Annotated in this window: 19 protein-coding genes; 3 read left to right on the top strand and 16 right to left on the bottom strand. The window is 69.7% G+C overall.

Annotated elements, in window-relative coordinates:
* Positions 1-34: 34 nt before the first annotated feature.
* The 9 genes from ACZ5XO_RS03485 to ACZ5XO_RS03445 form a co-directional block, all read right to left on the bottom strand.
* Complete coding sequence (locus tag ACZ5XO_RS03485) at positions 35-2,947, bottom strand: bifunctional [glutamine synthetase] adenylyltransferase/[glutamine synthetase]-adenylyl-L-tyrosine phosphorylase (protein ID WP_464163938.1); 2,913 nt, start codon at positions 2,945-2,947, stop codon at positions 35-37.
* Complete coding sequence (locus tag ACZ5XO_RS03480) at positions 2,947-4,362, bottom strand: sensor histidine kinase (RefSeq protein WP_464163937.1); 1,416 nt, start codon at positions 4,360-4,362, stop codon at positions 2,947-2,949. The genes ACZ5XO_RS03485 and ACZ5XO_RS03480 overlap by 1 nt, the downstream gene beginning before the upstream one ends.
* Before the next feature lie 237 nt (positions 4,363-4,599).
* Positions 4,600-5,271 (bottom strand): response regulator transcription factor, encoded by a 672-nt coding sequence (locus ACZ5XO_RS03475; RefSeq protein ID WP_248117903.1) that lies wholly within the window; start codon positions 5,269-5,271, stop codon positions 4,600-4,602.
* A 66-nt stretch (positions 5,272-5,337) separates the two neighbouring features.
* Positions 5,338-6,891, bottom strand: a complete 1,554-nt coding sequence (locus ACZ5XO_RS03470; protein ID WP_464163936.1) for a Do family serine endopeptidase — start codon at positions 6,889-6,891, stop codon at positions 5,338-5,340.
* A 136-nt stretch (positions 6,892-7,027) separates the two neighbouring features.
* Positions 7,028-7,519, bottom strand: a complete 492-nt coding sequence (locus tag ACZ5XO_RS03465; protein ID WP_464163935.1) for a cytochrome c-type biogenesis protein — start codon at positions 7,517-7,519, stop codon at positions 7,028-7,030.
* A complete protein-coding gene (locus ACZ5XO_RS03460; RefSeq protein ID WP_464163934.1) occupies positions 7,516-9,504 on the bottom strand; it encodes a heme lyase CcmF/NrfE family subunit in 1,989 nt (662 codons plus the stop codon). Before ACZ5XO_RS03460 ends, ACZ5XO_RS03465 begins: the two co-directional genes overlap by 4 nt.
* Positions 9,501-9,992, bottom strand: coding sequence for a cytochrome c maturation protein CcmE (gene ccmE / locus ACZ5XO_RS03455; protein WP_464163933.1), 492 nt, complete (start codon positions 9,990-9,992; stop codon positions 9,501-9,503). The genes ACZ5XO_RS03460 and ccmE overlap by 4 nt, the downstream gene beginning before the upstream one ends.
* 33 nt (positions 9,993-10,025) lie before the next feature.
* Entirely contained in the window at positions 10,026-10,841 is an 816-nt protein-coding gene (ccmI, locus tag ACZ5XO_RS03450) for a c-type cytochrome biogenesis protein CcmI (RefSeq protein ID WP_464163932.1), read from the bottom strand.
* Positions 10,842-10,859: 18 nt separating this feature from the next.
* Positions 10,860-12,224 carry a hypothetical protein gene (locus ACZ5XO_RS03445; protein ID WP_464163931.1) on the bottom strand — a complete coding sequence of 455 codons (1,365 nt, stop codon included), beginning with the start codon at positions 12,222-12,224 and terminating at the stop codon, positions 10,860-10,862.
* Positions 12,225-12,413: 189 nt separating this feature from the next.
* Between ACZ5XO_RS03445 and ACZ5XO_RS03440 the strand changes: the two genes are divergently transcribed.
* Complete coding sequence (locus ACZ5XO_RS03440; protein ID WP_464163930.1) at positions 12,414-13,169, top strand: hypothetical protein; 756 nt, start codon at positions 12,414-12,416, stop codon at positions 13,167-13,169.
* Between the two features lie 3 nt (positions 13,170-13,172).
* On the opposite strand, the gene ACZ5XO_RS03435 is transcribed toward ACZ5XO_RS03440, so the two are convergent.
* The 4 genes from ACZ5XO_RS03435 to ACZ5XO_RS03420 form a co-directional block, all read right to left on the bottom strand.
* Complete coding sequence (locus tag ACZ5XO_RS03435) at positions 13,173-13,841, bottom strand: hypothetical protein (protein WP_464163929.1); 669 nt, start codon at positions 13,839-13,841, stop codon at positions 13,173-13,175.
* A gap of 250 nt (positions 13,842-14,091) precedes the next feature.
* Positions 14,092-15,540, bottom strand: a complete 1,449-nt coding sequence (locus ACZ5XO_RS03430) for a sensor histidine kinase (protein ID WP_464163928.1) — start codon at positions 15,538-15,540, stop codon at positions 14,092-14,094.
* A gap of 6 nt (positions 15,541-15,546) precedes the next feature.
* Entirely contained in the window at positions 15,547-16,227 is a 681-nt protein-coding gene (locus ACZ5XO_RS03425; protein WP_464163927.1) for a response regulator transcription factor, read from the bottom strand.
* A complete protein-coding gene (locus ACZ5XO_RS03420) occupies positions 16,228-16,566 on the bottom strand; it encodes a PepSY domain-containing protein (RefSeq protein WP_464163926.1) in 339 nt (112 codons plus the stop codon).
* A 256-nt stretch (positions 16,567-16,822) separates the two neighbouring features.
* Between ACZ5XO_RS03420 and ACZ5XO_RS03415 the strand changes: the two genes are divergently transcribed.
* Positions 16,823-17,197, top strand: coding sequence for a hypothetical protein (locus tag ACZ5XO_RS03415; protein WP_464163925.1), 375 nt, complete (start codon positions 16,823-16,825; stop codon positions 17,195-17,197).
* 465 nt (positions 17,198-17,662) lie between these two features.
* Positions 17,663-17,917, top strand: a complete 255-nt coding sequence (locus ACZ5XO_RS03410) for a hypothetical protein (RefSeq protein ID WP_464163924.1) — start codon at positions 17,663-17,665, stop codon at positions 17,915-17,917.
* 12 nt (positions 17,918-17,929) lie between these two features.
* Here ACZ5XO_RS03410 and ACZ5XO_RS03405 read toward each other — a convergent pair whose 3' ends face one another.
* From ACZ5XO_RS03405 to ACZ5XO_RS03395, 3 genes are all read right to left on the bottom strand, one after another.
* Positions 17,930-18,496, bottom strand: a complete 567-nt coding sequence (locus ACZ5XO_RS03405) for a nucleotidyltransferase family protein (protein ID WP_464163923.1) — start codon at positions 18,494-18,496, stop codon at positions 17,930-17,932.
* Positions 18,497-18,559: 63 nt separating this feature from the next.
* A complete protein-coding gene (thiD, locus tag ACZ5XO_RS03400; RefSeq protein ID WP_464163922.1) occupies positions 18,560-19,357 on the bottom strand; it encodes a bifunctional hydroxymethylpyrimidine kinase/phosphomethylpyrimidine kinase in 798 nt (265 codons plus the stop codon).
* Positions 19,354-19,698: a DMT family transporter gene (locus tag ACZ5XO_RS03395; protein ID WP_464163921.1), complete on the bottom strand. Its 345-nt coding sequence runs from the start codon at positions 19,696-19,698 to the stop codon at positions 19,354-19,356. The genes thiD and ACZ5XO_RS03395 overlap by 4 nt, the downstream gene beginning before the upstream one ends.
* Positions 19,699-19,733: the final 35 nt, after the last annotated feature.

Below are 19,733 nucleotides of genomic sequence, written 5' to 3'. Positions count from 1 at the left end.
AAACTCCCTGTCGAGAAATGAAACGCCGCCCGGATCAGTTTCCGTCGCGGCCGGCGTCGATCCCGGCCGGCAGCGACTCTTCAAACGTCCGCCGCGCCCGCTGACGCAGATCGATCAGCCGCGCCTTCAGCGTCTCGAAGTCCGGCGCGCCCACGGCCTGCGCCAGTCGCTTCTGAAAGCCCGCCGGCTCCGCATCGGGATCGCCGCGCCCGTCAAAGGCGCAGGCCATCAGTTGCCCCAGCTGCTGATGCGTCCGCCAGGTCTCCGCCAGAACCGGATCGTCCTTCAGCGCCTCCAGCGTCGACACCGTCAGCGGCTCCCCCGCCGCCGCCGCGCACAGCTGGCGGTACTGGGCGACGAACTCCGCATCGACCTGCGCCCCCGCCGACAGCTTCAGGTCCCAGAACCCCTTGGGCCGCCGCTCGCGGTCCATCAGGTCGCGCATGGCCCGAACATCATGGGCCACGTCCACGCCCGGACGCGGCCGCCGCAGCGCCGCCTCCAGCGTCGCCTCGACCCGCGCGCCAAAGGCCGCGTCACTGGCCCAGACCAGCCGTCCGCGCGTCAGGGCCATGAACTCCCAGGTGTCGGCCTCGGTGGCGTAGTAGTCCTCCAGCGCCTCCAGCCGCACCGACACCGGCCCCTTGGACCCGGTCGGCCGCAGGCGCATGTCCACCTCGTACAGTCCGCCCTCGGCGGTGTGGGCCGACAGGGCCGCGATCAACCTCTGGGTGAACCGGCCGTAGAAGAGGTCCGCGCTCCAGCTCTTCACCGCGGACACCGCCTCGGGCGCCGCGGCATAGACCGTCATCAGGTCCAGATCCGACCCCGCCGTCATCTCGCGCGACCCGGCCTTGCCCAGGGCCACCACGGCGACCGCGCCGTCGAAGGCCCCGCCCATACGCTCGGCCTCGGCCAGAGCCGCCGGCGCCAGCCCCTGCATGCAGGCGTCGGCCAGGGAGGTGTTGGTCCACCCCGCCTGCTCGGCCGTGGTCCGGCCGGTGATGACGTGCATGCCGATGCGGAAGGCCTGCTCGCGATGCAGGCGCCGCACGGCGTTCATGGCGCTTTCGAAATCCCCGGCCTCGCGCGCCTCGCGCACCACCTGCTCGGCCACGCCGGTGTCGGTGCCGAGGGCCGTCATGAAGCGCGCGTCCAGCACCCCGTCCAGCGCCTGCGGCTGACGCCCCAGCGCCCGCGCCAGACGCGGCGCAAAGGCCATGACCCCGACCACCAGATCGAACAGCTTCGGCTGGTTCAGGAACAGGGCCTGGACCTGCACGCCCGCGCTCAGGCCCGAAAAGAAGACCGCGAACCGGCGGAAGGCCGCATCCGGCGCCCCCGTCTTCGCCACCGCCGTCAGCAGTTGCGGGGCCAGACGCGTGAACAGCTCGCGCCCCCGCGCCGTCCGCGTCGCCGGAATGCGGCCGTGGTGCCAGCTGCGGATCGTGTCGGACACCGTCGCGGGCTCGGAAAAGCCCATCCGCTTCAGGGTCTCCAGCGTCCCCGGATCGTTCTCGACCCCGGTGAAGACCAGACTGCCATAGGGCGACGACAGCTCCTCGCCGCCTTCGAACAGCTCGCCATAGCGGTGATTGACCCCGACCAGCACCGCCTCGACCCCGGCGTCAAAGGCCGCCAGATCGCCCTGACCATCCAGCATAGAATGGGCCAGCGCCGCCACATCGGCCCGGCGCTCGGGATCGACCGGCAGGACGTGGCTCTGCTCGTCGGCCAGCATCTGCACCCGATGTTCCAGACCGCGCAGCTCATGATAGGCCGCCGTCAGTTCGTCGCGCGCCTCGGGCGTCACATGCCCGCGCTCGGTCAGGGCGTCCAGCGCCTCCAGCGTGCGCGAGGACCTCAGCCCCTTGTCGCGCCCTCCCAGGATCAGTTGCTGGGTCTGGACGTAGAACTCGATCTCGCGGATGCCGCCGCGCCCCAGCTTCAGATTGGCGCCCGCCGCCTCCAGCCCCTCGCCGGTCTTGTGGACGTGGATCTGCTTCTTGATCGACTGGATGTCCAGCACGGCCTGATAGTCCAGACTGCGCCGCCAGATGTAGGGGACCAGGGCCTTGAGGAAGTCCGCCCCCTCGACCGCGTCCCCGGCGCAGACCCGCGCCTTGATGAAGGCCGCCCGCTCCCAGTTCTGACCCACGGATTCGTAATAGGCCAGGGCCATGGGGGCCGCGACCACCGGCGGGGTCGAGGACGGATCGGGCCGCAGCCTCAGATCGACCCGGAAGACGTAGCCGTCCGCCGTCCGCTCGGTCAGCAGGGTCGCCAGACCCTGGGCCAGACGGTTCACAAAGCCCTGCGCCTCCACGCCCTCGGCCAACGCCCCTTCCAGCACATCCGGCTCGAAGAAGAGCGACAGGTCGATGTCCGAGGAATAGTTGAGCTCGAACGCCCCGCCCTTGCCCATGGCCAGGACGAACAGGCCGGGCACAGGCCCGCGCGGATCATCCGCCGCCGAGATCAGCTTGCCGCGCCGCCTCTGGTCATGGGCCACGCAGCGCAGCGCCGCCTGCGCCGCCGCATCGGCAAAGCGCGACAGGGCGCCCGTCACCGCATCCAGATCCCAGACCCCGCCAAGGTCGGCCAAGGCCGTCAGCAGATGCAGTTCGGCCTTCAAATGTCGCAGCGGCGCCCTGGTCTCGTCCGCCGGGCCGTCCACGGCCTCGGTCGCCGCCAGAATCTCGGCCAGCCGCGTCTCGGGCGGCGTCTCCAGTATCTGTCGCAACCGCTCGGGCCAGCGCCGCGCCAGCCCAGCCAGATAGGGCGAGGCCGCAAACACCGGCTCCAGCGCCCTCCAGGCTGCGTCCAGCACCCCGCGCCAGCCATGCTCATCGGCGGCCTCGGCCAGCCGCTCATGGATGCGCCCCGCCGCCTCGGCGTCACGCACCGGCCCGCACGGCTTCAGCCTGCCACCAAGAGCCTCGCTCATCAGTTCGTCCCGCTCGCCGGCGGCAGGACCAGCGCCACGCGCAGGCCCGGCCCCTGCCCGCCATAGGCCCCCGGCCCCTCGTCCAGTTGCACCCGGCCGCCATGCGCCTCGGCCACCGCCGTCACCAGCGACAGGCCCAGACCCGAGCCCGGCTCGGTGCGGCTGTTGTCCAGCCGGACAAAGCGCTGCAGCACCCGCTCGCGATCCTCGTCCGGCACCCCCGGCCCGGTGTCGGTGACCGAGAACTCGATCTCACCGGACGAGCGTCGCCGGGCGCGAAACTTCACCGCTCCGCCCTCGGGCGTATACTTGATGGCGTTGTCGATGATGTTGGCCAGGGCCTGGGCCAGGAAGGGCTGATTGCCCTCGATCATCAGCCCCTTCTCGATCTCGGCCGAGAACTCCAGCCCCTTGTCCTCGCCCGACGGCTCATAGAGCTCGGCCATGTCGGTCGCCAGTTCGGCGGCGTCGAACACCCTGGGATCGGGCGCCCCGCCCGCCTGCAGTCGCGCGATGGCCAGAACCGTGTTGAAGGTCTTCAGCAGGGCGTCGGCCTCGTCCAGGGCGATGCCCAGGGCGTCCACGCCCGACACCTTGCCCGCCTCGGCGTCGATCAGGGCCACCTCCAGCTTGGCCCGCATCCGCGTCAGCGGCGAGCGCAGGTCATGGGCGATGGCGTCCCCGGCGTGCCGGATCGAGGCCATCGAGGCCTCCAGCCGATCCAGCATGGTGTTCAGCCCCTGGCCCAGTTCGTCCAGTTCGTCGCCGGAATGACGCACCGGAGCCCGCGCCTTCAGGTCGCCGTCCTGGACCGCCGAGACCACCCGGTTCAGACCGCCCATGGCCCGCTCCACCCCGCGACTGATCCACAAGCCGCCGCCGACGCCCAGCACCAGGACCATGATCATGGCGCCCCACAGGGCCTGGGTCAGTCGCGCCAGATAGGCCTCGATGTCGCCGATGTCCTCGCCGACGAACAACTGCTCGCCGCCCGACAGGGGCATCTCCACCCCGATGGCCTGACGCTTGCGGACCCTCCCTTCCTCGTCGGTGTCGGTCAGGCGAAAGTCGTCCCAGCGCCCGCCCTGCACCGCCGCGCCTGGCTCCAGCGGCGAGGTCGAGATATTGCCGGTGATCGTCTTCCGGTCCTTGTCCATCAGCAGATAGAGATAGGACCCGCCCCGCAGCGTCCGGTCCACCAGGGCCTGGTTCAGGGCGTCGACGCCGCGCGTCCGGTAAACCGCCGTCAGGGCCTCGACCTCGCTGCGCACCCCCGCCTCGGCCCGCGCCCGCGCCTCGGACGCCGAGGCGACATAGACATAGGCCAGCACCGCACTGGCCGTGGCCACGAACAGCGCCAGAAACAGCAGCGTCAGCCGAAACGGCGTCCGCCTGAAAAGCGAGGGCAGTTTCATTCCTGCTCTCCCTCCCCTTCATGGGGAGGGAGGTCGAGCTGACCCAATCCTCCCCCGTTTACGGGGGAGGGGGACCGCGAAGCGGTGGAGGGGGCGGCGGCAACCGCATCCTTTTCCATCCTTGCGCCGTCCATGCGTCAAAATCCCAAGCGGAGCGTTTTTGGTCGCCCCCTCCACCACGCTTCGCGCGGTCCCCCTCCCCCGCTGCGCAGGGGAGGATCGAAAACCAAGAGCGCCTTACGCTTCCAGCCGGTACCCCGCGCCGCGCACGGTCTGCAGCATGGCCTTGTCGAAGCCCTTGTCGATCTTGGAGCGCAGACGGCTGATGTGGACGTCGATGACGTTGGTCTGGGGGTCGAAATGATATTCCCAGACCTTCTCCAGCAGCATGGTGCGCGTCACCGACTGCCCCGCGTGGCGCATCAGGAACTCCAGCAGCTGGAACTCGCGCGGCTGCAGGTCGATCTCGGTCGTGCCGCGATGCACGGTGCGGCCGATCAGGTTCATCTCCAGATCGCCGACCTTGAGCACGGTCTGCACCCCGCCCGTTTCGCGACGGCGCGCCAGGGCCTCGACCCGGGCGATCAGCTCGGCGAAGGCGTAGGGCTTCACCAGGTAATCATCGGCGCCGGCCTTCAGGCCCGTCACCCGGTCCTCGACCTCGCCCAGGGCCGACAGGAACAGGACCGGCGTCTGATCGCCGCCTTTCCTGACCGTCTCGACCATGCCGACGCCGTCCAGACGCGGCATCATGCGGTCCACGACATAGACGTCGTAGCCGCCCTTCTGCGATTCCAGCAGGCCGAAGGCGCCGTCCACGGCGTGCGTGACCTCGTGGCCGGCCTCGGACAGGCCCCGCACCATTGCGGTCGCCGCTTCGGCGTCGTCCTCGACCACAAGAATACGCATGGACCCCTCCAGAAATAGATTCGGCGGCGATGTTAGCGCATCGCCGCCGATCCCGTCAGTTAAGCCTTATTCAGACTTGGCGAAGGGCAGGACGATCGGCGCGTTTCCGGCCGTGGTCCGCACCAGCAGCAGGACGCCGGGGCGGTTGGCCGAACGCGCCGCCTCGACAGCATCCCGCAGCTCGCGAACCGTGCTCACGTTCCGGCCGTTGGCCTGGACGATCACCATGCCCGGCTGGAAGCGCAGGCGACCGGCTTCCGAGCGGGCCTCGACCGCCGTCACCACCACGCCGCGCACAGTCTCCGCCAGATCATAGCGGCTGCGCAGGGCGGCGCTGATCGGCGCCACGGTCAGCCCCTCGACCTTTTCACCGGCCACGGCGGCCGGGGCGTCCGGAGCCGTCTCGTCGCCGGCTTCCGCTTCGGCCGCGCCCAGGTTGGCGGGGCGGGTGCCCGCGCGCACCGTGATGGTCTGACGGCGGCCTTCGCGCAGCAGTTCCAGCCTCAGGGTTTCGCCCGGCTTCACCGCGCCGACAGCCCGCGTCAGCTCATTGCTGCCCTCGATCGCACGGCCGTTCAGGCTGACGACCACGTCGCCCGCCTGCAGACCGCCCTGGTCGCCCGGCGCGCCGGCCGTCACGTCGGTGATGTAGGCGCCCTTGGTGCCCTCGGGCAGACCCAGGCTCTCGCGGTACTCATTGGTCAGATTGCCGATCGTCACGCCCAGATAGCCGCGCTCGATCTTCTCGCCGCGCATCAGGCGATCCGTCGTCTCCTTGGCGATGCCCGCCGGAATGGCGAAGCCGATGCCCACCGAGCCGCCCGTCGGCGAGAAGATGGCGGTGTTCACGCCGATGACCCGACCATAGATGTCGAAGGTCGGTCCGCCCGAGTTGCCGCGGTTGATGGCGGCGTCGATCTGGATGAAGTCGGTATAGGGGTTCTCGTTGCCGCCGATGTCGCGCGCCTTGGCCGAGACGATGCCCGCCGTGGCGGTGCCGCCCAGGCCGAAGGGGTTGCCGACCGCGATGACCCAGTCGCCGACGCGCGGCTCGGCCTTGTCCTCGAACGAGACGAAGGGGAAGGCCGATCCCTCGACCTTGATCACCGCCAGGTCCGTCAGGGGATCACGGCCGATCAAGCGCGCCTTCAGTTCGCGTCCGTCGCTGAACTTGACGTTGATCTCCTCGGCGTTCTCGACGACGTGGTTGTTGGTGACGATGAAGCCGTCGGCCGAGATCAGAAAGCCCGAACCGGCGCCGAGCGCCGTGGTCGAGTTGTCCTCGCCGTCGCCCGAGCTGTCGGGCGCGCCCGGCACCGGCACGGCGCCCAAGCCGGGAATCTGGATCAGGTTGCGCGGACGCTGGACACGCGTCTTGACGTCGATCTGCACCACGGCGGGCGCGACCTGCTGGAAGATGTCGGCGAAGCTCAGCGGCGCGCCCTGCGGCGGGGCGAAGGCCAGGCCCGCGGCGCCGGCCGAGGGAACCAGTTGTCCGGTCGCCTGGGCGGCGGGCGCGGCGTGCGCGCCCGGCCAGCTGATGACCCCGCCCGCCGTCGCGGCGGCGGCGAAGGTCAGGCCGACCGCGGCCCCCAGAATGAACTCCTTGCGCTTCAGCATCGTCGTCCTTGCAGTCCTGAAAGCCGGAGCTCCAGAAGCTCCGTTCGCCCATGGATATAGGGGCTTATGGCCAAAGCCAATGCACGCCCTCGCGATGGTTGTTCTGCATACGCGGTCGCCGTGAGGCGCGCTTGCGTCAGGATCGCGGCGAAAGGCTCTCGCTTTCGTCAGATTCGGCCGTCAGCTCCGCCAACGCCCGCTCTTCCTCGTCCGTCAACGGCGCGACCTCGACCCGACGCCGCCGCGACCGCCAGACGAAGACCGCCCCGGCCCCCAGCACCAGGGCGAAGGGCCCGAACCACAGCAGCCAGGTCCCCGCCCGCACCGGCGGCTGGAACAGGATGTAGTCGCCGTAGCGCCGCACCAGGTCCTGACGCACCTCCAGATCGCTCTTGCCCGCCGCGATCTCCTCGCGGACCAGACGGCGCATGTCGGCGGCGATGCCGGCGGGGCTGTCGGCGATGGATTCGTGCTGGCAGACGACGCAACGGATGTCGGTGAACAGGGCGCGCGCCCGCGCCTCCTGGCCTGCATCGGGCAGAGGCCGATCCGGCGCCGGAGGGGGCTCGGCCATCGCCGCGCCCGCCATCAGGCTCAGCGCCCCGACCAGAGAAGCCAGCCGTCTCACGCCTTGGCCTCCACGACCTTCTTGCGCGATCCGGCGCCGACCCGAAGCCGCCGGTCCAGCAAGGACAGCACCCCGCCCAGCGCCATGATCAGCGGACCCAGGAAGATCAGCCGCGCCCAGGGATTGTAATAGACCCGCACCGTCCAGGCCTGCTCGTTGGTCTCGGTCGCCGCCCGCTCGCCCATGACCACATAGACGTCGTCCAGCCCGCGGAAGTCCAGGCCCACCTCGGTCGTCGTCTGCCCGCCCGCCGGGAAGAAGCGACGCTCGGCGGTGATGCTGCGCTCGACCGCGTTCCCCGACACCGGCATGACCGTCAGCCGCCCCTGCTCGGCCAGATAGTTCGGCCCCTCGATCACCTCGACCGCGTCCAGACGGACCCGCCACGGCCCCGACGACACCTCGCCGCCCAGAGGAACAGCCGACGCCGCCTCGGCCTTGAAACTGGTTTCGACCACGGCCCCCAGGATGAAGACGCCCAGACCGGCGTGAGCCAGGGTCATGCCCCAGGCCCCCAGCGGCAGGCCTCTGGCCCGGCGCAGGGTCTCGGCCAGCGGCGCCCGGAAGGCCTTGCTCCGCGTCGCCAGTTCCGCCAGCGCGCCGAAGATCAGCCAGGCCCCGACGCCCAGCCCCGCCGCCGCCATCGCCTTCTTCGGCTCGAACAGCGCGAAGGCCGCAAGGGCCGCGACCAGAGCCAGACCCGCCGCCAGCCACAGCCGCTGCAAGGCCCCCTTCAGGTCGCCGCGCTTCCAGGCCAGCAGAGGCCCCGCGGGCAGGATCAGACAGGCCACAAGAAGAAGCGGAACAAAGGTCGCGTTGAAATAGGGCGGCCCCACCGAAATGGTCGCTCCCGAAATCCCCTCGAGGATCAGCGGATACAGGGTCCCCAGCAGCACCGTCGCCGCCGCCGCCGTCAGAAAGAGGTTGTTCAGCACCAGCGCGCCTTCGCGGCTGATCGGCGCGAATGCCGCGCCCGAACGGATCGCCGGCGCGCGCAAGGCGAACAGGATGAAGGCCGCCCCCGCCGCCACGCCCAGAATGGCCAGCAGCATCATCCCCCGCTGCGGATCGACGGCGAAGGCGTGGACGCTGGTCAGCACGCCCGAGCGCACCAGGAAGGCTCCCAGCATGGAGAAGGTGAAGGCCAGAATGGCGAGGAAGACCGTCCACCCCGCCAGCGCCCCGCGCCGCTCGGTGACGATGGCCGAGTGCAGCAGGGCCGCCCCCGCCAGCCACGGCATGAAGCTGGCGTTCTCGACCGGGTCCCAGAACCACCAGCCGCCCCAGCCCAGCTCGTAATAGGCCCAGAAGGACCCCAGCGTGATGCCGACCGTCAGGAAGGCCCATGACGCCAGCGCCCAAGGCCGCACCCAGCGCCCCCAGGCCGGATCGACCCGTTTCTCGATCAGGGCGGCGACCGCCAGCGAGAAGCAGACCGAAAACCCGACATAGCCCGCGTAGAGCAGCGGCGGGTGGATGGCGAGCGCCGGGTCCTGCAGCAGGGGGTTCAGCGACGCCCCCTGCACCGGGGCCGGGTTCAGACGCGCGAACGGGTTGGAGGTCAGGACGGCGAAGGCCAGGAACAGGGTCGACAGCGCGCCCTGCACCGCAACGCCCGAGGTCTTCAGCCCGAACGGCAGGCCGCGCGCCAGCGCCAGCGCCCCGCCGAAGCCGGTCATGACCAGGCACCACAGCACCAGCGACCCCTCGTGGCTGCCCCAGGCGGCGGCCACCTTGTAGAGCATGGGCTTGTCGGTGTGGCTGTTCAGGGCCACGTTCGACACCGAGAAATCCGACACGGCGAAGGCGTAGATCAGGGCCGCAAAGGCCAGCGCCGTCGCCGCCGCCGAGGCGATCAGCGCTCCGCCGCCCGCCCCCGCCAGCACCGGGCTGAGCCTCAGCCGTCCCGCCGTCGCCAGCGCCGTGGTCAACACCGCCAAAACCAGCGCCAGAATCAGCGCGAACGCCCCCAGTTCGACGATCACAGGCTAAGGCTCGCGTTGCTTGGCGGGGCTGCGCCGGTCTCGGGCCGCCACTCGCCCTTTTCCTTCAGGCGGTCGGCGACTTCGCGCGGCATATAGGTCTCGTCGTGCTTGGCCAGAACCTGACTGGCTTCAAACACGCGGTCGGGCCGGAACGACCCCTGCGCCACGATCCCCTGCCCCTCGCGGAACAGGTCGGGCAGGTCCCCGTGATAGCTGACCTTGCTGCGTCCCGCATTGTCGGTGACGACGAAGACCACCGTCCCGTCCGCGCCCTTGACCACGCTGCCGGCCTCGACCAGCCCGCCCAGACGAATGATCCGGCCCGCCGGCGCGGCTTCCTCGGTCACTTCGGACGGCGAGAAGAAGTAGGTGACATTGTCCTTCATGGCCCACAGCGACAGGCCGACCGCCAGGGCCAGCACGGGCGCCGCCGCAGCCACGATCCACAGACGCCGCCGCGCCTTGGGCGATTTGGGAAGCCAGCTCATGTCAGAACATCACAGAAGGGTTGCGGCGCAGGCTCATCCGGCTCCGCCCAGTCTTTGTTGCAGTTCGGCCCGGCGCGGATCGTTCGGCTCCAGCGCCGCGATCAGCGGCCCCCAGACCGCCGCCGCCCCGGCCCTGTCGCCGCGCTTCAGCGCCGCCTCGCCCAGGAAATAACGCGCGCCCAACTGATCCGGGTCGTGCTTCAGCGCCTCGCGGAAAGCCGCCTCGGCGTCGCCGCCGACCGCGCCCTCGTTGGCCCGCACCAGGCTCTCGCCCAGCCGCGCCCAGCTCTGGGCGTCGTCCGGCTGGATCGCCAGCGCCCGGCGGAAGGCCGAGGCCGCCCCGATGGGATCGCCCGCCTCGAACCGGGCCGCGCCCAGCATGGTCAGGGCGCGATGGTCGTCAGGCCGATCCTTGACGATGCGGCCGATGACCGCCGCCGCCTGGGCCGGCTCCAGCGTCTCGGGCGAGGCCGCCCACTCGCGCACCCGCGTCTCATAGGCCTGATCCGCCATGCCCGGCGCGCCGAGCCCCAGATAGAGGGCCAGCGAAACCGCCGCCGTCAGGCCGATCCCGCCCAGAACCCACAGACGGTCCCTGGCCCCGACCACCGGGGTCCGCGCGTCGCGGCGCGCCGCCAGCAGCCGCCGCCCCGCCTCGGCCCGCGCGGCGGTCCAGCCCGCCTCGTCCAGCAGACCGCGCGTCTTCAGCCGGTCCAGCTCGGCCAGTTCACGCGCTCCGGCCTCGCGGTCCACCACGGCCTCGGCGTCCGCCCCGCGTCGCGCGCCGGCCAGCACCAGAAGCCCGGCCATCGCCGCGGCCAGTCCCGTCATGATCCAGAAGATCGTCATGCCCGCCGCTCTAGCCGATCAGGCGCGCCGACGCGAGGCTCCCGAGGTCGCAGCCTCGACCGCCACACTGGGCGGCGCCCCGGCCACCGTCAGCCGCCGCCGCACCGTGCGCTGCGCCTCCCTGGCCCCGATCAGGCCCAGAAGTTCGGCGGTCAGGGCGATGCGCTTGCGCGCGATCCCCTCGTCCGCCGCCTCGCCGTCATTCAGCCGCTCCAGCGCCTCGTCGGCCCAGGTCGCCAGTCGTCCGGTCAGGCCTTCCGCCGTCTGGCGCCGCTCGGCCTCGCAGCCGAACACCGTCGCCGGTCCCCGCACCAGGCCGATCACCGCCGTCAGGGCCCTGGCCCTGTCCGCCGCCTCGGCGTCCACCGCCTCGTCCAGACGCGGGGCCGGGCGGGTCATCCGTCCGGCCATGGCCGTGCGCTCGACCGGCAGCACCTTGCCCGTCGCCTTCTCGGCGGCGCTGAACAGTTCGGACAGACGCAGGCCGATCTTCACCCGCGCCTGCCGCACCGCCTTGCCCCAGGCGCTGTCCGCCCGCAACGGCAGGGTCATGTCGATCTCCGACAGGGTCTCGGCGCACCAGTCCAGATCGGCCTTCAGCAGACGTGCGTCCGCCCCCGGCGCCGTCGGATCAAACGACGCCGCCTCCGCCGCCCGATGCGCCAGGGCCGTCACCACCCGATCGACGAAGACCGCCATTTCACTTTCGCTGACCACAGTCTCGCGTCCGGCGGCGGGCGTGGCCAGGGCCACCAGCCTCAGCATCATGCGCGCGTCCGCCAGATGGGCGAAGAAGATCTCCATCAGCCGCGCCGCCCCGTCCGGCGCGATCGACGCCGCCTGCCGCAGCGCCAGTTTCAGCTCCGCCGTCGCCTCCGGCCCCGGCCGTCCCAGCCAGGTTTCCAGAAACGCCAGGCTGCGCCGCGCCAGTCCGGCCAGATCGAAACAGGCCGCCAGTTCCGCCAGCTGGGCCGCGCCGGCGCCGGGCCACAGGGTCTCGCCCTGATCGCGCACCGCCGAGGCCGCACTCAGGCACAGACGATCGGCCACCATGCGCGACAACTCGTCGTCGCGATCCAGCTGCGGCAGCAGTTCCGGCTCGTTGCGCGTGGCCAGCTTCCAAAGCCGCGCCGGCACGGCCGCCGGAAAGCCCAGCCCCTCCAGCCCGTCCACGCGTGGCCGGAACAGGGGCGTCAGCGGCGCAAAGGCCGCATCCCGCCGTCGCCGGTCCAGCCCCTCGGCCTCGACCATGTCGCGCAGCGCCCACGCCCGATCCCCCGTCATCGCCGCCGCCAGCGCTTCCAGCTGGGACAGCAGATGATCCGGGCAAGCGGCGATCAGCTGGGCCAGGGCGGCCCTTTGCGCGACCGACAGGTCCGCCATGCATTCTCCTCGAGCCGAAGCGATTCCCGGCCATGCCGCCAAGGGTGCGCCCTTCGGGTTAACAGGGGATTTTGCCGCGCCGATGCGTACGCGGGATCAGAACACCCCACCTGGTTGTTCTGCTCGCGGATTCATGTTCACCCTTCGGCGTCGCCGCACCGGCGCCGCCGTCTCATTTCGGAGCCTGTCATGTCGCTCGGCCGCAGAACCGTCGCCGCCTTCGCCACGAGTGTTTTCGTCCTGACCGCCGCCGCGCCGACCTGGGCCCAGACGCCCGGCGCGCTCAACGACCTGGTCAACGCCCGCGCCGGTCAGGCCGAGGGCGAGCTTCAGCGTCGCGGCTATCAGGCCACCGACCGATCGGAAGTGGTCGGCGACGGCCGCCTCACCTGGTGGCGCAAGGGCGACGACTGCGTCGCCATCATGACCCGCGACGGTCGCTACGCCTCGATCAACCGCGCCGGGCGCAGCGAGTGCGGCGACAGCCGTTCGGGGTCCGGCAACACCGCCGCCGCCGTGGTCGCCGGCGTGGCCATCGTCGGTCTGGCCGCCGCCATCGCCGCTCACAACAACCGTCACAACGACGCCGATGAAAACCATGACCGTGAATATCAGCGCGGCTATCAGGCGGCTCTCTATGGCGCCGACTATGATGATCGCCATGAGACCGAGGGCTATCATGAGGGCTACCTCGCCGGCGAGGACGAGGCGCGCAATCGCCGTCATTCCAACAGCCGCTGGGTGCAGAGCGCCCCGTCGGCCGCGCAACAGGCCTGCGCCCGCAGCGCCGACGAGTTCCAGAACCGGCCCTACGGCTCCAGCGTGCCGATCGGGGTGCGCGATCTGGGACGCGGCGAGTATGAACTGACCATGGCCACCGGCTCCTATCGCTCGCGCTGCACGGTCACCGCCTCGGGCGATGTCCGCGCCATGGATCCCTACTAGGCCTCAGAACAGGGCGAAGGGGATCAGGATCACCAGCATGTAGGCGACCGCGCGCGCCATGGCCCACGCGGCCAGGACAGCCCCTCTGGCGCGCGTGACGTCCAGCTTCTGCGCGAACCAGGCCGACTGGACCCACAGGAACCAGAGCGTCCCGGCGGCGATGATGGCGACGCCATAGATGTTGGCCAGGTCCGGTCTTTGCAGGACCAGACCGCCCAAACCGACGAAGCAGGCGCAGGGCGCGGCCAGGTAGCACTGGGCGTAGAAGGGCTCCATCAGCGACTGGCGGCTGAGCTGCTTCTTCTGCAGATGCACCAGGCTGGCGGCTGAGATCAGCGGCACAAGGCTGAACAGCAGCGAGCGAAACAGCACCAGGTTCTGCTGCGAGTTCAGCAGGCTGTGCGCCAGATGGGCGGCCTCCTCAGGCGGCGGCACATGGGCGACGGCGGCGACCAGATTGGCCAGCACCAGGGTCACCAGCAGGACCAGAGGCGGGCTCATCGCCTCGTCGTAGCGGCGCTCCTCCGGTTCGTGCTGCTGACGATCCGAATAGGCCATGGCGGCCAGCGGATGACGCATGATCCGCCACACGGTCATCGGATAGAACAACAGCCAGGCCGTCGCCTCGAAGACGAACTCCTCGAAGCTGCGCAGGATTTTCAGAAAGTCCATTTCAGCCCCCCGCCACGACGCCCTCCTGGGCGGCCACCCTCGCAGACGCCCCCGACGCGTTCAACCTGCGTGGTCGAGAAAGCGCCGTCCGCTTTTGATCCGTTGCAGACGTTGGAGCGCGCTTTCGTTTTCGTCATCCTCCGGCGAGCGCAGCGAGACCGGGGGATGACGAAAACGAAGAAAACGCCGCTCTGGGGATGACCGCTAACCACCCCTAGAGGACACCCGACACGCCCGCTTCCCGCGCCCCTCAAGCCTCCGCCGCGGGCAGCTCCAGCAGCACCTTCAGCCCGCCCATGTCGCTGTCGGCCAGGGTGACCCGACCGCCGTAGGCCCGCGTCAGGTCCTCGACGATGGACAGGCCCAGGCCGGTGCCCGGCGTGTCCTCGTCCATGCGCGTGCCGCGCTTCAGGGCCGCGTCGCGCTGGTCGGCGGGCAGACCCGGGCCGTCGTCCTCGACCACCACCACCATCTGGCCGGGCAGCGAAGGCCCGGCGGAAATCCGCACCCGGCGCTTGCACCACTTGGCGGCGTTCTCGATCAGGTTGCCGAAGATCTCCTGCAGGTCCTGACGCTCGCCCAGGAAGGCCAGGTCGTCCGGCGCGCGCCAGTCGATCTCGACCCCCTTGGTCTCGAACACCCGCTCCAGCATGACCGCCAGTTCGTCCAGAACCTCGCCCACCGGCGTCCGCTCGCCCAGGCCGTGGGCGGCGCGAGCGGCGGCGCGGGCGCGTCGCAGGTGGTGGTCGACCTGGTCCTGCATCACCTTGGTCTGCTTGCGCACCATGTCGGGCAGAACGCCCGCGTTCGTTCCCGCCTCGGCCAGCATGACCGCCAGCGGCGTCTTCAGCGCATGGGCCAGGTTGCCGACGTGGGTGCGCTGACGCTCCACCGTCTCCTGATTGTGGGTCAGCAGGCGGTTGACCTGTTCAGCCAGGGGCTGGATCTCCAGCGGATAAACGCCCTCGACCCGGTGCGAGCGGCCCTTGCGCACGTCCGAAATCTCGTCGCGCAGGTCGAACAGGGGCCGCAGCCCCACCCGCACCTGGATGAAGACCGCCGAGACCAGACCGGCCCCCAGCAGCAGCATGGCCACCCAGGTCACGGTGGCGAACTGGCGCGTGTCGGCGTCGATGTCCGAGCGATCCACCCCGGCGAAGAAGACCACCGGCGCGGTCCGTCCCGGCAGCTGCTTCATGCTGGCGGCGATCCGCAGGGGCTCGCCCTTGGGGCCGTCCTCGGCGTTATAGCTGATGGTCTGACCGAAGGCGGCCCTCAGCCGCTCGTCCAGATCGGGCGCATATTCCAGATCGGCCCGGCCCAGCGAGGCCGAGCGCGCCACCACCTGCAATCGCCCGCCCGCCCCCTGCTCGGCCACCATCCAGTACTTGCCGGACAGCAGGCGTTCGGTGCGCGCATCGCGGATTTCGCCGACGAAGATCTCGCCCTCGGGGGTGATGCTGGCCGCGACCACCGTCTCGTCGATGGTGTCGCCCAGCATGTTGCCGAGCCGCCGCAACGCCGATTCCTGAAACACCGAGGTCAGCACCACCCCGGTGACCAGCAGGGCCACCAGAATCCAGGCCGAGGCCAGCCAGATCAGTCGCCGCGTCAGCGACTTGCCCGGCCGCCCGAACCAGCGGCCCCACTCGCCTTTTTCAGACTTTGCGGGCGTCTCTTCCGCCCCGGCGTCGCTCATGCCGGATCAGGCCGCGTCGCTCTCGCCGGCCAGCGGCGACAGGCGATAGCCCAGCCCCCGCACCGTCTCGATCCGGTCCGAGCCGATCTTCTTCCTCAGACGCCCGACGAAGACCTCGATGGTGTTGGAATCCCGATCGAAGTCCTGATCGTACAGGTGCTCGACCAGCTCGGTCCGGCTGATGACCCGGCCCTGATGCATCATCATGTAGTGCAGCAGGCGGTATTCCAGCGAGGTCAGGCGCAGAGGCTCGCCATTCACGGTGGCGCGCGCGGCGCGCGGGTCCAGCCTCAGCCCGCCGCACGTCAACGTCGCCGCCGCATGGCCGGCCGAGCGGCGCAGCAAGGCGCGCAGACGGGCCAGCAGTTCTTCCGTGTGGAAGGGCTTGGTCAGATAGTCGTCAGCCCCGGCGTCGAAGCCCGCCACCTTGTCCGACCAGGCGCCGCGCGCCGTCAGGATCAGCACGGGCGTCGCCTTGCCCTCGCGACGCCAGCGCTCCAGCACCGACACCCCGTCGATCTTGGGCAGGCCCAGGTCCAGCACCACCACGTCATAGGGTTCGGTGTCGCCCAGGAACCAGGCCTCCTCGCCGTCCGGGGCGTGGTCGACGGCGTAACCGGCGTCTCCCAGGGCGGTCTTCAGCTGGCGCGACAGATCGACGTCGTCCTCGACAAGCAGCACCCGCATTCAGTCGTCTCCGCGAACCCGGCCGGACTGGCCGTCAACCTGTATGTCCGACACGCGTCCGCCCGGATACTCCCAGCGCACCACATAGTCGCCGCCGCGCTCGCGCACGCCCAGCATCCGGCCGGGACGGCCCGACTGGACGCGACGGGCGATGTCGCCGGGATCCGCGCGCGGGGCCGAGCGGGGCGCATCACGCAGCCCCTGACCCGGATAGTTCCGGGGCTGCTCGCGACGATCATCGTCACGATCCCGGTCGCGGCCGCGCGACTGGGCCGCCGCGTCCGTCAGGGGGACGATGGCGATCAGACCGGCCAGCAGGAGGGCTCGAATACGCATCATGGTTTGTCTTCTAGACAGGGGCCTCTGAACAGGGGCTGAACGCGCAGTCTATCGCCGTTCATCCGGACAAGGAACGCTGGGACGCGGATTCTCCGTCGCTGTGGCCGTCAGTCAGCACGTCCCCTCCAGGATGACGAACTTCTCATGCAGATGAACCCGATCTGAAACGCGCCGTTCAGATGCGGCTCAGCCGCCGGGTGGTCTTTTGGGATCAACGCAGCCGACCCGGTTGCGACGAACCGAAGGAGCCAAGACCATGAAAAAGCTGCTGATCCCCGCCCTGGCCGTCGCCGTCGCCTCGGCCGCCCTGCCCGCCGCCGCCCAGTCGTATGACCGTCACGGTCCCTCGCGCGGCCACGGCTATGAGCAGAACTACAACGGCTGGAACGCCATCGCCCAGCGCAAGCACAACCTGGACCGTCGCATCGATCGCGGCGTCCAGACCCGCCAACTCAGCCGCCGCGAGGCCTCGCGCCTGCAGGATGAGCTGAACAGCCTGGTCCGCCTGGAGCGCCAATACATGCGCGGCGGCCTGACCCGCTGGGAGCGCCAGGACCTGGACCGTCGCTATGACCGCCTGTCCGCCAAGGTCCGCTACGAGCGCAACGACTACAACGGCCGCCGCCACTGACGGCGGACTGAACCGGGCCTCATCCCTCCCTGTCCGAGGCCCGACCGAGGGGCGCGATCCGCAAGGGTCGCGCCCTTTTCGCTTTTGAATCCCTTCTCCATATGCGGGAGAAGGTGGGCGCCTCAGGCGGTCGGATGAGGGGTGTCAGCGCTGCCCATCCAAGCAAGCTCATTCCCGCTGACCGTGTCGCCCTTCTCCGGCCGCACAGCCAGGGCGAAAGCCGGCGCCACGAACTGCGCCGGGGCGTCATCGGTGCAGGTCAGGGCGTCACAGACCTCGCCGAGGTCTGTTCTCGAACCACAGATGCACGCAACTCTGTTTGTATAATCGGACCTTCCAGTTCATTTCTGGGTCCCACTCCTTGGAGGTTCAACCGTGTCCGAGCTAGCCTGCGCCAAGTGCGGCACCCTTCTGACCTCAAAGTCAGAATGGGGATCACGTTCCGACTACAAGGATGCCCCCGAGATGACCGAACCCTCGGTGCCGAAGGGGGTGTTGGTCAAGCTGGAAGATGGTTCGAACACCATCATCGCCAACCCTCTCGACATCATCGAAGGGCGTTTGAAATCGACCGGGTTCGACAACGGCTGCTGCGGATCGGACGGGCTTGATGGTCCTAATCGCGCCTGCGTCTGCGGGTCAGTCGTGGCCACAGAAAGAAACGATTGCTGGACTCCGGCTGAAGTCGCCTTCATCGCCAGTTCTGTCGCCGAAATTTAAGCAGGTCCGCAATCAGACCTGAACGACCAGTTCAGGCCAGCGCGCCTTCGCCTTCTCGATGATGCGATCCCAGTCCTTCGCCACGGGTCGGTCCGGGGTCGGACGGATGGTCAGATTGAACACGTCCTCCAGCCCAAATGGCGCGGCCACAGTGATTTCGTCGTCTTCCTCAAGCCTGACACCCACCGCGAAACAGGGGGCGACAAAGCGGGGAAGAGCCTCATCCGTGTGCGTCAACGCCGGGTAGGAACCGCCGAACTTCGCAGGATGCCAGATGTGAACCCGCGCCTGATTGCGCACCTCGACCAGATCGCGCAACGGCGGCTCGAAGGCGGCGGCGACGCGCTTGATGATCACGTCCTCGGCGTCCCACGAAGTATCGGGATCGAAATAGCCGATGTCGTAGTCCTTGATCCCATAACCGACCGGCCGCCCGGTCCGGTCATTCCACACCCCCTGATAGACAGCGCCGGAAAACAGCCGCCATTCCGGCAGGTCCAGGTCCCGCGTCACGCTCAGCACATGCATCAGGCCTGCGTCGGCGCGGACGATCTCGATCAGTCGGGTCTCAAGGCTCATGGGGTCGTCAAAAGGCGATTCCGAATCCCCGCCAAGCCCTTCTCCCCTGGAGGGAGAAGGGCTTCAGCGGATCGGCCAGCCGTGATCCAGCGGCCCATGGCCCTGACCCAGACCCGGCGCGCGGCGGATGGCCTCGGCGACATAGGCCCAGGCCTCGGCCACGGCGGTCTGCAGCGGCAGACCCTTGGCGATCCCGGCGGCGCACGCACTGGCCAGGGTGCAGCCGGTGCCGTGGGTGTGGCGCGTGTCGAGACGCTCGCTCTCCAGCACCGTCTCGCCGTCGCGGGTCAGCAGCAGGTCGATCACCGTCTCGCCCGGCACATGACCGCCCTTCATCAGCACCGCCCGCGCGCCCATGCCCAACAAGGCCTCGCCCGCGCGCCGCTGCCCCTCCAGATCGGCCACCGCGATGCCGGTCAGGGCCTCGGCCTCGGGCGCATTGGGGGTCAAAAGGGCCGCGCGCGGCACCATCAGCCGCCGCACCGCCTCGACCGCGCGATCCTCCAGCAGGGGCGAGCCGCCCTTGGCGATCATCACCGGGTCCACCACCGCCGGCACGTTTCCGGCGTAGTCGATCAGGCCGGCCACCGCCTCGACCACCTCGACCGAACCCAGCATCCCGGTCTTCAGGGCGTCGGCCCCGATGTCGTCCAGCACAACCTTGGCCTGGGCCTCGATCACGTCGATCGGCAGGGGATAGACGCCGTGAACCCCCAGGGTGTTCTGGATGGTGACAGCCGTGATCGCCGTGGCGGCGAACCCGCCCAGCATGGTCACCGCCTTGATGTCGGCCTGGACGCCCGCGCCCCCGCCGGAATCCGAGCCTGCGAGAATAAGAACCCGACCCTTGGCTTCGCTCACGCCGCCGCTCCCGAAAACAGCTTCAACCCGACGATGCCCGCCACGATCAGCAGGATGCAGACCGCCCGCACCGCCGTCGCCGGCTCGCCATAGACCACGATCCCGACCGTCGCCGCGCCCACGGCGCCGATGCCGGTCCACACCGCATAGGCCGTGCCCACCGGCAGCTTCTGCGTGGCGATCCACAGCCCGACCATGCTGGCGACCAGGGCCGCGGCCACGCCCATCGACAACAGCGGCCGCTGCAGGCCGACATGCTTGATGCCTGAGGCCCACATGACCTCGAGCAGGCCCGCCACGACGAGCACCACCCACGGATTGAAAGACAGAAGCCAGGACATGACGGCTGCATGGCCGAAGGCGCCCGCAGAGGCAA

Source organism: Brevundimonas sp. T2-11, assembly GCF_055397675.1.
The sequence above is the reverse complement of the archived record's forward strand: the minus strand, read 5'-3'. Positions and strand labels throughout refer to the sequence as shown.